At 63.8% G+C, this 15,207-nt stretch carries 13 protein-coding genes; 2 read left to right on the top strand and 11 right to left on the bottom strand.

Translation table 11 applies throughout. The features are described 5' to 3' along the window. Positions 1-2: 2 nt before the first annotated feature. From ccoG to ccoN (N0B71_RS25975), 9 genes are all read right to left on the bottom strand, one after another. A complete protein-coding gene (gene ccoG, locus N0B71_RS26015) occupies positions 3-1,418 on the bottom strand; it encodes a cytochrome c oxidase accessory protein CcoG (protein WP_259755867.1) in 1,416 nt (471 codons plus the stop codon). A 211-nt stretch (positions 1,419-1,629) separates the two neighbouring features. Continuing rightward, positions 1,630-2,595, bottom strand: coding sequence for a cytochrome-c oxidase, cbb3-type subunit III (ccoP, locus tag N0B71_RS26010; RefSeq protein WP_259755866.1), 966 nt, complete (start codon positions 2,593-2,595; stop codon positions 1,630-1,632). Next, positions 2,592-2,783 carry a cbb3-type cytochrome oxidase subunit 3 gene (locus N0B71_RS26005; RefSeq protein ID WP_024763940.1) on the bottom strand — a complete coding sequence of 64 codons (192 nt, stop codon included), beginning with the start codon at positions 2,781-2,783 and terminating at the stop codon, positions 2,592-2,594. The genes ccoP (N0B71_RS26010) and N0B71_RS26005 overlap by 4 nt, the downstream gene beginning before the upstream one ends. A 5-nt stretch (positions 2,784-2,788) precedes the next feature. Next, entirely contained in the window at positions 2,789-3,397 is a 609-nt protein-coding gene (ccoO, locus tag N0B71_RS26000) for a cytochrome-c oxidase, cbb3-type subunit II (RefSeq protein ID WP_243804958.1), read from the bottom strand. Further along, on the bottom strand, positions 3,397-4,839 hold the full coding sequence (gene ccoN / locus N0B71_RS25995; RefSeq protein ID WP_259755864.1) for a cytochrome-c oxidase, cbb3-type subunit I: 1,443 nt from the start codon (positions 4,837-4,839) through the stop codon (positions 3,397-3,399). Before ccoN (N0B71_RS25995) ends, ccoO (N0B71_RS26000) begins: the two co-directional genes overlap by 1 nt. A 338-nt stretch (positions 4,840-5,177) precedes the next feature. Next, on the bottom strand, positions 5,178-6,101 hold the full coding sequence (ccoP, locus tag N0B71_RS25990; protein WP_259755863.1) for a cytochrome-c oxidase, cbb3-type subunit III: 924 nt from the start codon (positions 6,099-6,101) through the stop codon (positions 5,178-5,180). Continuing rightward, complete coding sequence (locus N0B71_RS25985; RefSeq protein WP_259755862.1) at positions 6,098-6,289, bottom strand: cbb3-type cytochrome oxidase subunit 3; 192 nt, start codon at positions 6,287-6,289, stop codon at positions 6,098-6,100. Before N0B71_RS25985 ends, ccoP (N0B71_RS25990) begins: the two co-directional genes overlap by 4 nt. Positions 6,290-6,293: 4 nt before the next feature. Next, complete coding sequence (ccoO, locus tag N0B71_RS25980; protein ID WP_259755860.1) at positions 6,294-6,902, bottom strand: cytochrome-c oxidase, cbb3-type subunit II; 609 nt, start codon at positions 6,900-6,902, stop codon at positions 6,294-6,296. A gap of 10 nt (positions 6,903-6,912) precedes the next feature. Further along, positions 6,913-8,337: a cytochrome-c oxidase, cbb3-type subunit I gene (gene ccoN / locus N0B71_RS25975; protein ID WP_259755859.1), complete on the bottom strand. Its 1,425-nt coding sequence runs from the start codon at positions 8,335-8,337 to the stop codon at positions 6,913-6,915. Positions 8,338-8,456: 119 nt separating this feature from the next. On the opposite strand from ccoN (N0B71_RS25975), the gene N0B71_RS25970 reads away from it, so the two are divergent. Together N0B71_RS25970 and cprA are read left to right on the top strand one after the other, a co-directional pair. Beyond that, a complete protein-coding gene (locus N0B71_RS25970; RefSeq protein ID WP_259755857.1) occupies positions 8,457-9,155 on the top strand; it encodes an alpha/beta family hydrolase in 699 nt (232 codons plus the stop codon). 89 nt (positions 9,156-9,244) lie between these two features. Continuing rightward, complete coding sequence (cprA, locus tag N0B71_RS25965; protein ID WP_259755856.1) at positions 9,245-10,417, top strand: cationic peptide resistance protein CprA; 1,173 nt, start codon at positions 9,245-9,247, stop codon at positions 10,415-10,417. A 166-nt stretch (positions 10,418-10,583) separates the two neighbouring features. Here the strand turns inward: cprA and N0B71_RS25960 are convergent, their stop codons facing one another. Continuing rightward, complete coding sequence (locus tag N0B71_RS25960; protein WP_259755855.1) at positions 10,584-12,149, bottom strand: methyl-accepting chemotaxis protein; 1,566 nt, start codon at positions 12,147-12,149, stop codon at positions 10,584-10,586. A gap of 195 nt (positions 12,150-12,344) precedes the next feature. Further along, positions 12,345-15,077 (bottom strand): aconitate hydratase AcnA, encoded by a 2,733-nt coding sequence (gene acnA, locus N0B71_RS25955; protein WP_259755853.1) that lies wholly within the window; start codon positions 15,075-15,077, stop codon positions 12,345-12,347. Positions 15,078-15,207 lie beyond the last annotated feature (130 nt).

Genomic DNA, 15,207 nt, shown 5'->3' with positions numbered 1-15,207 from the left:
GTTCAACGAACGCGCGGGCCGATGAAGCGGCTGGTGGATTCCTTGCTGATCGACGGGTCGTCCACCGACTGGAGGGTGAAGCTGATTTCGTTGGTGGTGGAGGGCAGTTTCTCCGGATCGATGGACAGTTCCACCGGCATGCTGACGATGTCGCCGGCGGCGACCGAGATTTCCTTCTTGCCTTCCAGGATCAGTCCGTCCATGCCCTTGGCGCCGAGCACGTAGGTGTGGTCCTTCTGATCCTTGTTCATGATCTTCAGGCTGTACACGTTCTCGATGCGTCCTTCGGCGTTTTCGCGGTAGAGCACGCGGTCCTTGCTGACGTCGAAGCCCACCAGCGGGCGGATGACCACGGCGGTGATCAGCAGGCCGATCATGATGCACAGCGCGATGGCGTAGCCGATCAGGCGCGGGCGCACCAGATGAGTCTTCTGCCCGGACAGGTTGTGTTCGGTGGTGTAGCTGATCAGGCCGCGCGGGTAGTTCATCTTGTCCATGATGCTGTCGCAGGCGTCGATGCAGGCGGCGCAGCCGATGCACTCGATCTGCAGGCCGTCGCGGATGTCGATGCCGGTCGGGCAGACCTGTACGCACATAGTGCAGTCGATGCAGTCGCCCAGGCCCTGGGCCTTGTAGTCCAGCGACTTCTTGCGCGGGCCGCGCTTCTCGCCGCGGCGCGGGTCGTAGGAGACGATCAGGGTGTCCTTGTCGAACATCACGCTCTGGAAGCGTGCGTAGGGGCACATGTAGATGCACACCTGCTCGCGCAGCCAGCCGGCGTTGCCGTAGGTGGCGAGGGTGAAGAAGCCGACCCAGAAGTAGGCCCAGCCGTCGGCCTGGCCGGTGACGAGGTCGCTGAGCAGGTCGCGGATGGGCGCGAAGTAGCCGACGAAGGTCAGGCCGGTGACCAGGCCGATCAACAGCCACAGGCTGTGCTTGGCGATCTTGCGCAGGAGCTTGTTGCCGCTCATGGGCGCCTTGTCGAGCTTCATGCGCTGGTTGCGGTCACCTTCGGTGACTTTCTCGCACCACATGAAGATCCACGTCCAGACGCTTTGCGGGCAGGTGTAGCCGCACCAGACACGGCCGGCGAATACCGTGATGAAGAACAGGCCGAAGGCGCAGACGATCAGCAGGCCCGAGAGGAGGATGAAGTCCTGCGGCCAGAAGGTGGCGCCAAAGATGTAGAACTTGCGCTCGGGCAGGTCCCAGAGGACCGCCTGGCGACCGTTCCAGGTCAGCCAGACGGTGCCGAAGTAGAGGAGGAAGAGGAGGGCGCCTCCGACCATTCGGAGGTTTCTGAAGAAACCGGTGAAGGCTCGGGTGTAGATCTTTTCCCGGGAGGCATAAAGGTCGACGCTTTCACCCTTGCCCTTGGTGGGCGGAGTGACGTCCTGGACCGGAATCTGTTTGCTCATCAGTGCATTCCACGGCAGCGGGAGGGCGCCCTGTCGATACATGCCGAGAGGGTCAGAAATATGCTTGCACGCCTAACAATGATACGGCGTGGCCAGTGTTGCAACGGTGCGACAGTTGGTCGCGCAAGGAATTATGGACCCAGAAATAGAGCGGCGCCGGTGTAGAAACCGGCGCCGCTGGGTGTTGCTGTTGGTGTAGGAGCGTGAAGGATTATTCCGCGCTCTTCGCACCTTCGCCGTGGGACAGGCTGTATACGTAGGCAGCGAGCAGGTGCACCTGGTCTTTGCCCAGACGTTCCAGCTGAGCCGGCATCTGGCCCTGACGGCCGTAGCGGATGGTCTGCTGCAGCTGAGCGAAGCTCGAGCCGTAGATGAACGCGGCCGGGTGGGTCAGGTTCGGCGCGCCCATGGCGGCGGTCCCTTTGCCTTCGGGGCCATGGCAAGCCACGCAGTTGGTGGAGAAGATCTTCTGGCCGTTGGCGACCTGTTCGTCAGTCACGCCTTCGGGCAGCTTGCGGCCGTCCAGCTTGGTGGTGACGAAGGCAGCCACGTCGTGAACGCCCTGGTCGCCGATGACTTCGCCCCAGGCCGGCATGGCCGCGTGGCGGCCGCCTTCGATGGTGGCGATGATGTCTTTCGGCTCGCCGCCCCAGCGCCAGTCTTCGTCGGTCAGGTTCGGGAAGCCGTGGGCACCCTTGGCGTCGGAGCCGTGGCAGACGGAGCAGTTGGACGCGAACAGGCGGTTACCCATTTTCAGGGCCTGCTCGTCCTTGGCCACGTCTTCGATCGGCATGGCGCCGAACTTGGCGTACAGCGGGCCGTATTTCTCATCGGCCTTGGCCATTTCCTTTTCCCACTGGTGCACACCAGTCCAGCCTTTTTCGCCGTTGGCGAATTCGGCCTTGTCCTGGTAGCCCGGCAGCAGGCCCTTCCAGTTGCCCAGGCCCGGGTACAGGGCGAGGTAGGCGAGGGCGAAGATGAAGGTGGCTACGAACAGCATGAACCACCACTTGGGCAGCGGGTTGTCGTACTCCTCGATGCCATCGAAGGCATGGCCGACGGTTTCATCGGTGGCTTCGTTGCGCTGACCGCGACGGGTGGCGAACAGCAGCCACGCCAGGGCGAAGATGGTGCCCAGGGTAAGTACGGTGACGTACAGACTCCAGAAGGTTGTCATTCTTTGTTGCTCCTAGAAGCTTGCTCTTGCTCGACGTGCTTTTTGGCGACCGGGTCATCCGCGAAGGGCAGCAGGGCGTCTTCGTCGAAGCGCTCCTTGCGTTTGCCGCCATAGGCCCAGAGCAGGACGCCAACGAAGGCGACCATCACTACTACCGTGCCGATACCACGAATGGTCCCGATATCCATCACTGTCACCGTTTGCTCTTGATGATGGTGCCGAGGCCTTGCAGGTAGGCGACGACAGCGTCCATCTCGGTCTTGCCTTTGACGGCGTCACGGGCACCGGCGATGTCGTCGTCGGTGTAGGGCACGCCCAGCGTACGCAGGGCTTCCATTTTCTTCGCCGTGTCCTTGCCGTCGAGCTTGTTCTCCACCAGCCAGGGGTAGGAGGGCATCTTCGATTCCGGCACCACGTTGCGCGGGTTGTACAGGTGCGCGCGGTGCCAGTCGTCGGAGTAGCGGCCGCCAACGCGGGCCAGGTCCGGGCCGGTACGCTTGGAACCCCACAGGAACGGGTGGTCCCAGACGCTTTCGCCGGCGACGGAGTAGTGGCCGTAGCGCTCGGTCTCGGCGCGGAACGGACGGACCATCTGCGAGTGGCAGCCTACGCAGCCTTCGCGGATGTAGATGTCACGGCCTTCCAGCTCCAGCGCGGTGCGCGGCTTCATGCCTTCGACCGGCTTGTTGGTGACGTCCTGGAAGAACAGCGGAACGATCTGGGTCAGACCGCCGATGCTCACCGCAATGACCATGAAGAAGGCCAGAAGGCCGATGTTCTTCTCGACTACTTCGTGCTTCATCAGTGAGCTCCTACAGCGGGGATCTGGGCAGCGGCATCGGCGTCAGCCTGTTTGAAACCGCGCACAGTACGGAAGGTGTTGTAGGCCATCAGCAGCATGCCGGAGGCGAAGAAGGCGCCGCCCAGTGCACGGACGATGAAGCCCGGGTGGCTGGCCTGCAGGGCTTCCACGAAGGAGTAGGTGAGGGTGCCGTCGGCGTTGATTGCACGCCACATCAGGCCTTGGGTGATGCCGTTGACCCACATGGAGGCGATGTACAGCACGGTACCGATGGTCGCCAGCCAGAAGTGCGCGTTGATCAGGCCAACACTGTGCATCTGCTCGCGACCGAAGACCTTCGGAATCAGGTGGTACAGGGAGCCGATGGAGATCATCGCTACCCAGCCCAGAGCGCCGGCGTGTACGTGGCCGATGGTCCAGTCGGTGTAGTGCGACAGGGAGTTGACGGTCTTGATGGCCATCATCGGGCCTTCGAAGGTGGACATGCCGTAGAAGGCCAGGGACACCACCAGGAAGCGCAGGATCGGGTCGGTGCGCAGCTTATGCCAGGCGCCGGACAGGGTCATCATGCCGTTGATCATGCCGCCCCAGCTCGGAGCCAGCAGGATCAGGGACATCACCATGCCCAGGGACTGGGCCCAGTCCGGCAGGGCGGTGTAGTGCAGGTGGTGCGGACCGGCCCAGATGTACAGGGTGATCAGCGCCCAGAAGTGCACGATGGACAGGCGGTAGGAGTAGATCGGACGCTCGGCCTGCTTGGGTACGAAGTAATACATCATCCCCAGGAAGCCGGTGGTCAGGAAGAAGCCTACGGCGTTGTGGCCATACCACCACTGGATCATCGCGTCGGTCGCGCCGGCGTAGATCGAGTAGGACTTGAAGGCGGTAACCGGGATTTCCATGCTGTTGACGATGTGCAGCATGGCGGTGACCAGGATGAACGCGCCGTAGAACCAGTTGCCCACGTAGATGTGCTTGGTTTTGCGCTTCATCACGGTGCCGAAGAACACCAGGGCGTAGGTTACCCAGACGACGGCCAGCAGGATGTCGATCGGCCATTCCAGCTCGGCGTACTCCTTGGAGGAGGTGTAGCCCAGCGGCAGGGTAATGCCGGCCAGCACGATCACCGCTTGCCAACCCCAGAAGGTGAAGGCCGCGAGGCTGTCAGAAACCAGACGGGTCTGACAGGTGCGCTGTACGACGTAGTAGGAAGTTGCGAAGAGAGCACAGCCGCCGAAGGCGAAAATCACCAGGTTGGTGTGCAGCGGACGGAGGCGGCCGAAACTGGTCCAGGGCAGGTCCAGGTTCAACTGGGGCCAAACCAACTGTGAGGCGATGTAAACACCGAGCCCCATTCCAAGTATCCCCCAGACCACCGTCATGATGGCGAACTGGCGGACGACCTTATAGTTATAAGCAGTCGGACTGATTGCTGTGCTCATTCTAAGGTTCCACGGTTTTTGGATTTTATGGACAAAAAAACGGCGGCAAGTATGTAGAAAGCAACTAGCCATTGCAACGCGCCGAGACTTGGCGTATGGCCTGTTTGCCGCCTGCTCCGAAGCGCTTTGCGCCGCTGTTTGCCGCCTTTTTCGGGTCGCACGGACCAACCTGGGAAGTGGGTCAGGTTAGTCGTATGGCCGGTTTGCGAATGGAATCCAGCTTAGACGTGATCTGAAAGGGTGTGAAGAAAGGAGCTAGAGAGGGTGCGACACTTCGTCGCGATATTGCGGAGAGAAGAAACTCGCGCCCCGAGGGGGCGCGAGTTGGGGGAGGGAAGTTACTTCGCCTGGCCGGAAATGTTGTAGATGTAGGCGGCGAGGATGCGCACTTTGTCTTTGCCTAGGTACTGCTCCTGCGCCGGCATCTGGCCCTGGCGGCCGTGACGGATGGTCTGTTGCAGTTGCGCGTAGCTGGAACCGTAGATGAAGGCGGCCGGGTGAGTCAGGTCAGGTGCGCCCATCAGCGGGTTGCCCTTGCCTTCCGGACCGTGGCAGGCAACGCAGGTGGTGGCGAAGACTTTGCTGCCGTTGTCGACGTTTTCGGCGGTCACACCTTCGGGCAACTGGCGGCCATCCAGTTTGGTGGTGACGAAAGCGGCCACATCCTGCACGCCCTTGTCGCCCAGCACTTCGCCCCAGGCCGGCATGGCGGCATGGCGGCCACCGAGGATGGTGGTCTCGATGTCCTTGGCGGTACCGCCCCAGCGCCAGTCTTCGTCGGTCAGGTTCGGGAAGCCCTGGGCGCCCTTGGCGTCGGAACCGTGGCAGATGGAGCAGTAGGTTGCGAAAAGACGCTCGCCCATTTTCATGGCTTGCGGGTCTTTCGCCACTTCTTCCACGGACATGGCAGCATACTTCGCGAAGATCGGGCCGTATTTTTCCTGGGCCAGCGCTTCTTCGCGCTCCCACTGCTTGGCCTGGGTCCAGCCGCCATCGTAGCCGGGCAGGACGCCTTTCCAGTTGCCCAGGCCGGGGTAGAGGGCCAGGTAGCCGGCAGCGAAGATGATGGTGCCGACGAACAGCATGAACCACCACTTGGGCAGCGGGTTGTCATACTCTTCGATGCCGTCGAAGGCGTGACCCATGGTCTGGTCAGTGGTGTTCGAGGATTGCCCGCTGCGGGTGGCGAATACCAGCCACAGCAGGGCGATCAGCGAGCCGACTGTTAGAACGGTGATGTACAGACTCCAGAAGGTAGTCATGCGTTGTTGCTCCTAGAAGCTTGCTCTTTCTCAGCGTGCCGCTTGGCCACCGGGTCATCCGCGAAGGGCAGCAGCGCATCGTCGTCGAAGCGCTCCTTGCGTTTGCCGCCGTAAGCCCAGAGCAGTACGCCGACGAAGGCCACCATCACGATGACGGTGCCGATACCGCGAATGGTCCCGATATCCATGCTGTCACCGCTTGTTCTTGATGGAGGTGCCGAGGACCTGCAGGTACGCGACCACCGCGTCCATTTCGGTCTTCCCCTTGACGGCGTCGCTGGCGCCAGCGATGTCGTCGTCCGTGTAGGGCACGCCCATGACACGCATCACTTCCAGTTTCTTCGCCGTGTCCTTGCCATCGAGCTTGTTCTCGACCAGCCAGGGGTAGGCGGGCATCTTCGACTCCGGCACCACGTTGCGCGGGTTGTACAGGTGCGCGCGGTGCCAGTCGTCCGAGTAGCGGCCACCGACGCGGGCCAGGTCCGGACCGGTACGCTTGGAGCCCCACAGGAACGGGTGGTCCCAGACGCTTTCGCCGGCGACGGAGTAGTGGCCGTAGCGCTCGGTTTCAGCGCGGAACGGACGGATCATTTGCGAGTGGCAGCCGACGCAACCCTCGCGGATGTACACGTCACGGCCTTCCAGTTGCAGGGCGGTGTAGGGCTTCATGCCTTCCACCGGGGTGTTGGTGACGTCCTGGAAGAACAGCGGAACGATCTGGGTCAGGCCGCCGATGCTCACGGCGACCGCCATGCACAGGGCCAGCAGGCCGACGTTTTTCTCGAGTATTTCGTGTTTCATGTCGGTCTCCTCAGGCCATCTGCGCCGCGGCGTGCATTTCCGCCGGCTTCGCGTCCGCTACGGTGCGCCATACGTTGTAAGCCATGACCAGCATGCCGAGCAGGAAGATGGCGCCACCGATCATCCGCACGATGAAGCCGGGGTGGCCGGCGGCCAGGGCTTCGACGAAGGAGTAGGTGAGGGTGCCGTCGGCGTTCACTGCGCGCCACATCAGGCCCTGGGTGATGCCGTTGACCCACATGGAGGCGATGTACAGAACGGTACCGATGGTGGCCAGCCAGAAGTGGGTGTTGATCAGACCCACGCTGTGCATCTGCTCGCGGCCGAAGACCTTCGGAATCAGGTGGTACAGGGAACCGATGGACACCATGGCGACCCAGCCCAGAGCGCCGGCGTGTACGTGGCCGATGGTCCAGTCGGTGTAGTGGGAGAGGGCGTTGACGGTCTTGATGGCCATCATCGGGCCTTCGAAGGTGGACATGCCGTAGAAGGCCAGGGATACCACCAGGAAGCGCAGGATCGGGTCGGTGCGCAGCTTATGCCAGGCGCCGGAGAGGGTCATCATGCCGTTGATCATGCCGCCCCAGCTCGGAGCCAGCAGGATAAGGGACATCACCATGCCCAGGGACTGAGCCCAGTCCGGCAGGGCGGTGTAGTGCAGGTGGTGCGGACCAGCCCAGATGTAGACGGCGATCAGCGCCCAGAAGTGCACGATGGACAGGCGGTAGGAGTAGACCGGACGCTCAGCCTGCTTGGGTACGAAGTAGTACATCATCCCCAGGAAGCCGGCGGTCAGGAAGAAGCCCACGGCGTTGTGGCCGTACCACCACTGGATCATGGCGTCGGTGGCGCCCGAGTACAGCGAGTAGGACTTGGTCAGGCTGACCGGGATTTCCATGTTGTTGACCACGTGCAGGATCGCCACGGTCAGGATGAAGGCGCCGAAGAACCAGTTGCCCACATAGATGTGCTTGGTCTTGCGCTTCAGCAGCGTGCCGAAGAAGACGATGGCGTAGGAAACCCAGACGATGGTGATCAGGATGTCGATCGGCCACTCCAGCTCGGCGTACTCCTTGGAGGAGGTCATGCCCAGCGGCAGGGTGATGGCGGCACACAGGATCACCAGCTGCCAACCCCAGAAGGTGAAGGAAGCGAGCGCGTCGGAGAACAGGCGGGTCTGGCAGGTACGCTGCACCGAGTAATAGCTGGTGGCGAACAGTGCGCAGCCGCCGAAGGCGAAGATCACCGCATTGGTATGCAGCGGGCGCAGGCGCCCGAAGCTCGTCCACGGTAGGCCGAGGTTGAGTTCTGGCCACACCAGTTGCGCGGCGATCAGGACACCGACGGCCATGCCGACGATCCCCCACACCACTGTCATAATGGCGAACTGGCGGACCACCTTATAGTTATAAGCGGTCTGATTGGTTGTGCTCATTTATGGGCTTCCATCCACGGTTTGGGCAATGCCCTTCCCGGCAGGTTTTTTACGGCTTACGGCGTATGCCGCCCCTCCCCCTTGGGATAGGTACTAATTCGGAATTAGCGGAGTGAAGGATGGATAAAGGCACTTCCCGGAATATTGATTCGGATCAATTGGCGCCTGAGACCCCTGTCGCGGGCGCGTGCGGCCCTTTGTCGCTGCTGAGGAACCCGGCACGGCGCGAACTGTCACCCACGCTGGTTCTGGCGCATGGCGCCGGTGCGCCGATGGACAGCCCGTTCATGGACGGCATCGCCGCGCGGCTGGCCGAACGAGGGATCTCGGTGGTTCGCTTCGAGTTCCCCTACATGGCGATGCGCCGGGAGGACGGGAAGCGCCGTCCGCCCAATCCGCAGAAGCAATTGCTGGAGTGCTGGCGGCAGGTCTACGCGCAGGTGCGTGCCGAGGTACCCGGCACACTGGCCATCGGCGGCAAGTCCATGGGCGGGCGGATGGCCAGCCTGCTGGCCGATGAGCTGGGCGCCGATGCACTGGTCTGCCTGGGCTACCCGTTCTATGCCGCCGGCAAACCGGAGAAACCCCGGGTGGCCCACCTCGCCGAGCTGAAGACACCGACGCTGATCGCCCAGGGCGAGCGGGATGCGCTGGGAGACCGGCCGACGGTCGACGGCTACGCGTTGTCGCCGGCCATCCAGTTGCAGTGGCTGGCGGCGGCCGACCACGACCTCAAGCCGCTCAAGGCGTCCGGGCTGACCCATGAGCAGCACCTGGACAGCACCGCGGCAAGAATCGAAGCCTTTCTATTGCGCTAATCGGCCCTTAAGGCAGGGGTTCCTATCCTCGCCGGCGTCGGCTCCCCACAGCCGACGCCCCGTTTCCAGACGATAGGCCCTGAGCTGCCATGAACACCGATTACGCTGAACGCACTGCCACCCATTCCCCCCGATTCACCTCCGGCGCCGCGCACAGCCTGCTGTTGACTGGCGCCACCGGCTTCCTGGGCGGCGCCGTCGCCGCCCACCTGATGGCCGGCGGTCACACGGCGGCGCTGCTGTTCCTGGTGCGGGCCGTGTCACCCGCCGAGGGGCTGGAGCGGCTATGCGACAACTTGCGCCTGCACAGCGTGCCCGAGTCCGCGCTGGAGTCCCTGGAGGAAAGCCAGATCCTGTGCGGCGACCTGCTGGACACCGCGTGGATGCAGGGTGAGCGCGCACGCCTGATGCGCGTGGAACAGGTGATCAACTGCGCAGCAGTGGCCTCCTTCTCGAAGAACCCGAACATCTGGCCGGTGAACGTCGAGGGCACCTTCGCCTTCGCCCGGCTGCTCAGCCAGTCGCGCAACCTCAAGCGTTTCCTTCACGTCGGCACCGCCATGTGCTGCGGGCCGCAACGCGAGTCGCCGGTGCGCGAGTCCTGGGATTTTCCCGATAGCGAAGAGCAATTGGTCGACTACACCGCTTCCAAGGCCGAGATCGAACGGCGCATGCGCGAAGAGTTGCCGTCATTGCCGCTGGTGGTGGCGCGACCGTCCATCGTGGTCGGGCATCGCGAGCTGGGTTGCCGCGCTTCCGGCAGCATCTTCTGGGTGTTCCGCATGGGCTTTGCCCTGGAGAGCTTCACCTGCGGGCTGGACGAGCAGATCGACGTGATCCCGGTGGACTACTGCGCCGAAGCGCTGGTTGCCCTGGCGCTGAAGCCTACGCTGAGCCACAGCCTCTACCACATCTCCGCCGGCCACGGTTCGTCCTGCACCTTCGGCGAGATCGACCGCGCCTATGCGGACGCCCGCGGCGAAGCGCCTGTCGGCGAGCGCTACCGCAAGGTCAGCAGCGAAGATCTGCGGGAGCTGGCCGGCAGCTTCGAGAGCCGCATCGGCAAGGCCAACCCGCGCCTGGTGCTGCGCGCGCTGCGCCTGTACAGCGGCTTTGCCGACCTCAACTACCTGTTCGACAACCAACGCCTGCTGGATGAAGGCATCGCCGCGCCGCCGCGCTTCACCGATTACGTGGATGTGTGCGTGCATTCCTCGCGGGACGTCAGCATCCCGGCTCAGATGCAGTGGGATTTCAAGTAACCCGCTCGAACGCTGCCGGCCTGAACCTTGTAGGAGCGAGCTTGCTCGCGAACCTTACCCGGTCGAGACGAGGCGTAGGGCGAATAACGCTTCAGGCGTTATCCGCCATTGCGGCTGCCGGCCAGTTCGTTCGCGAGCAAGCTCGCTCCTACAGGTGGTCTCTGGATCAGCGGTTGAAACGCTCCACCAGCGAATACTGTCGCTGCGCGGTCTGTGTCAGTTCTTCGCTGAGCAGGGCAGTGCGCTGGGCCTCGCCGGAGGTCTGATCGGCCAGGTTGGCGATGGTGCTGATGTTGCGGTTGATCTCCTCGGCCACCGCGCTCTGTTCTTCCGCGGCGGCGGCGATCTGGGTGGTCATTTCGGTAATGTTGGCCACCGCATCGCTGATGCCCACCAGGGCGTTGTCCGCCTGCAGCACGCGCTCCACGCCCTCGTCGGCCTGGCGGCGGCCGGAATCCATGGCGCGTACCGCCTCGGTGGCGGTGTTCTGCAGGTTGGCGATGAGCTGGTGAATCTGCCCGGTGGACTCGGCGGTACGCTGGGCCAGCTGGCGCACTTCGTCGGCCACCACGGCGAAACCGCGGCCCATCTCGCCGGCGCGCGCCGCCTCGATGGCGGCATTGAGCGCCAGCAGGTTGGTCTGGTCGGCGATGCCCTTGATCACATCCACCACGCCGCCGATCTGCTCGCTGTCACGGGCCAGTTGGCTGACTGCTTCGCCGGTTTCGCCCACGGAGCTGGACAGGCGCTGCATGGCTTCGCGGGTTTCCGCGGCGATCTGCCGACCTTCGGTGGTCAGGTCGTTGGCCTGGCGGGTAGCGTCGGCGGTACGTTGTACGTTGTCGGCCACTTCCTGCGTGGTGGCGGCCATCTGGTTGACCGCGGTAGCCACCTGCTCGGTCTCCTGGCGCTGACGGTCCAGGCCGGCGGAGCTGTGATGGGCCAGGGAGTCGGCTTCGCGAGCCTGCTCGGTGAGGGTTTCGGCGGTGTCCTGCAGACGAGTCAGACAGGTTTTCAGTCGTGCTTCCTGGCTGAGAATGGACATTTCCAGGCGTGCCTGGGCGCCGCGGCTGTCGGTGTACATTTGCGCGATCAGCGGGTCGGAGGTGGTCTGCTCGGCCAGGCGCAGCAGGCGCTTGAGACCGCGCTGCTGCCAGCCCAATCCGGCCAGGCCCAGCGGGATCGACAGCAGGGCCGCGAGCAGGAAGCCCCAGTGCGAATTGAGCCAGGCGCCGATGAGGAAACCGATCTGGCCGATCAGGATGAACGGCAGCCAGTCCAGCAACACCGGCAACCAGCGGTCACGGGTCGGAACAGCCGACTTGCCGGCGTTGATCCGCGCATACAGCGCCTCGGCGCGGCGGACCTGTTCGGCGCTGGGTTTCACCCGCACCGACTCGTAGCCGACGATCTCGTTGCGTTCATAAATGGGCGTGACGTAGGCGCTGACCCAGTAGTGATCGCCGCTCTTGCAGCGGTTCTTGACGATACCCATCCACGGTCGACCCTTCTTCAGCGTCGTCCACATGTGCGCGAAGACCGCCGGCGGCACGTCGGGATGGCGCACCAGGTTGTGCGGCGAGCCCACCAACTCCTCGTGGGAGAAGCCGCTGATGGCGCTGAAGGCATCGTTGACGTAGCTGATCACGCCTCGTGCGTCGGTGGTGGAGATCAGCCGCTGTTCGGCGGGGAAGGTGCGTTCACGCTGGGTGATCGGCTGGTTGTTGCGCATCAGGCTGGAATCCTGGAGAAAGGCGAATTGGAACGTCTGTCCAGCGTATCGGCCGCCAGATCGAAAATTTGATAGCGATCACAGAAAAATGACAGAAGAGTGACGCCGGTAGGCTGACGATAGCCTATCGCCATGAGTCACCGGAAGCCTTGCGAAAGTCGAAGAGGGCGGCCCGTTGCGGGCCGCCGGAGCGCTCTAGATCAGGCTGCGCAGCACGTAGTGAAGGATGCCGCCGGCCTTGAAGTACTCGACTTCGTTCTGGGTATCGATGCGGCAGAGCACCTCGAAGCTGTCCTGGCTGCCGTCCTCGCGTTGCACTGCGACCGTGAGGGGCATGTGCGGCTTCAGCTCGCCCGACAGGCCGCTGATACTCAGCACTTCCTTGCCGCTCAGCTTCAGGGCCTTGCGGTCCTGGCCCTCCTTGAACTGCAGCGGCAACACGCCCATGCCCACCAGGTTGGAACGGTGGATGCGTTCGAAGCTCTCGGCGATCACCGCTTTCACGCCCAGCAGGTTGGTGCCCTTGGCCGCCCAGTCGCGGGACGAGCCGGTGCCGTACTCCTTGCCGGCGACGATCACCAGGGGCGTGCCGTCCTGCTGGTAGCGCATGGCGGCATCGTAGATCGCCAGCTTTTCCCCGGTGGGTACATAGAGGGTATTGCCGCCTTCCTCGCCGCCCAGCATCTCGTTCTTGATGCGGATGTTGGCGAAGGTGCCGCGCATCATCACCTCATGATTCCCACGGCGCGAGCCGTAGGAGTTGAAGTCGGCGTAGGCCACGCCATGCTCGCTGAGGTAGCGCCCGGCGGGGCTGTCCTTCTTGATGTTGCCGGCGGGGGAGATGTGGTCGGTGGTCACCGAGTCGCCCAGTAGGGCGAGGATCTTCGCGCCACGGATGTCTGCCACCTGCGGCGGTGCCTCGGCGATGTGTTCGAAGAACGGCGGATGCTGGATGTAGGTGGAATCGTCCTGCCAGGTGTAGGTCTTGGCGTCCGGCACCTGGATCGCACGCCACTTCTCATCGCCCTGGAAGACTTCGGCGTACTCCTTGTGGAACATTTTCGTGTCGACTTTCTGAACGGCGTCGGCGATTTCCTGCTGGGTCGGCCAGATGTCCTTCAGATACACCGGCTGACCATCCCTGCCGGTGCCCAGCGGTTCTTTAGTCAGGTCGATGCGCACGGTGCCGGCGAGGGCATAGGCGACCACCAGGGGCGGCGACGCCAGCCAGTTGGTTTTCACCAGCGGGTGCACACGTCCTTCGAAGTTGCGGTTGCCCGAGAGCACCGAGGCGACGGTCAGGTCGGCCTGCTGGATGGCCTTCTCGATGGGCTCCAGCAGCGGGCCGGAGTTGCCGATGCAGGTGGTGCAGCCATAGCCGACCAGATCGAAGCCCAGTTCGTCCAGGTAACGGGTCAGGCCGGCGGCGTGGAAGTAGTCGGTGACCACCTTGGAGCCGGGGGCCAGGGAACTCTTCACCCAGGGCTTGCGCTGCAGGCCTTTTTCCAGCGCCTTCTTCGCCAGCAGGCCGGCGGCCATCATCACGCTGGGGTTGGAGGTGTTGGTGCAGGAGGTGATGGCGGCGATCACCACGGCGCCGTTCTTCAGCCGGTGGGTCTGGCCTTCGTAGTGGTAGTCGGCTTCCCCGGTGGACTCCGCCGAGCCGACGGCAGCGCCACCGCCGCCCTCGCTGAGCAGGCGGCCTTCCTCGGTGGCGGCGGGCTTGATCTGCAGGCCGAGGAAGTCATCGAAGGCCTGGCTGACGTGGCCGAGGGCAACGCGGTCCTGCGGGCGCTTGGGGCCGGCGAGGCTGGCTTCGACGTCGCCCATGTCCAGTTGCAGGGAGTCGGTGAATACCGGCTCGTGGACTTTCTCGCGCCACAGGCCTTGCGCCTTGCTGTAGGCCTCCACCAGTTGCACGGTGGCTTCCGGCCGGCCGGACAGGCGCAGGTAACCCAGGGTGATCTCGTCCACCGGGAAGAAGCCGCACGTGGCGCCGTATTCGGGCGCCATGTTGGCGATGGTGGCGCGGTCCGCCAGCGGCAGGTCGGCGAGGCCGTCCCCGTAGAATTCGACGAACTTTCCTACAACGCCTTTCTTGCGCAGCATCTGGGTAACGGTCAGCACCAGGTCGGTGGCGGTGATGCCTTCCTTCAGCTTGCCGGTGAGCTTGAAGCCGATGACCTCGGGAATCAGCATCGACACCGGCTGGCCGAGCATGGCCGCTTCCGCCTCGATACCGCCCACGCCCCAGCCGAGCACGCCCAGGCCGTTGATCATGGTGGTGTGCGAGTCGGTGCCGACCAGGGTGTCGGGGAAGGCGTAGGTGCGGCCGTCCTCATCCTTGGTCCACACGGTGCGCCCCAGGTATTCCAGGTTGACCTGGTGGCAGATGCCGGTGCCCGGCGGCACCACGCGGAAGTTGTCGAAGGCGTTCTGCCCCCAGCGCAGGAAGGCGTAACGTTCGCCGTTGCGCTCCATCTCTATCTCGACGTTCTGGGCGAAGGCGGACTGGCTGGCGAACTTGTCCACCATCACCGAGTGGTCGATGACAAGGTCGACAGGGGACAGCGGATTGATCTTCTGCGGGTCGCCGCCGGCCTTGGCCATGGCGTCGCGCATGGCGGCGAGGTCGACTACCGCGGGCACCCCGGTGAAGTCCTGCATCAGCACGCGGGCGGGGCGGTACTGGATCTCGCGCTCGGAGCTGCGGGTCTTCAGCCAGCCGGCCAGGGCCTTGAGGTCGTCGCCGGTAACGGTGTTGCCGTCTTCCCAGCGCAACAGGTTTTCCAGCAGGACTTTCAGGGACATGGGCAGCTTGCCGAGGTCTCCCAGGCTCTTCGCCGCGTCGGGCAGGCTGTAGTAGTGATAGGTCTTGCCGGCGACCTCGAGGGTGCGCAGGCTGTTCAGGCTATCCACTGCGGGCATGACATTCTCCTCAGGCTTGGATTCTGCTCGTGTTCGGCGGCGCGGCCGGGGCCGCGGCGCACTGGCGATACGGGGCGAGGGAGGGCGCGAACGTCCTGATCCATCGCCGCTGAACCACGGTCGGCGGCCC

It is taken from the genome of Pseudomonas sp. GCEP-101 (genome assembly GCF_025133575.1).
Taxonomy (GTDB): Bacteria; Pseudomonadota; Gammaproteobacteria; order Pseudomonadales; family Pseudomonadaceae; genus Pseudomonas; species Pseudomonas nitroreducens_B.
This window is presented reverse-complemented; position numbering and strand designations above follow the sequence as displayed.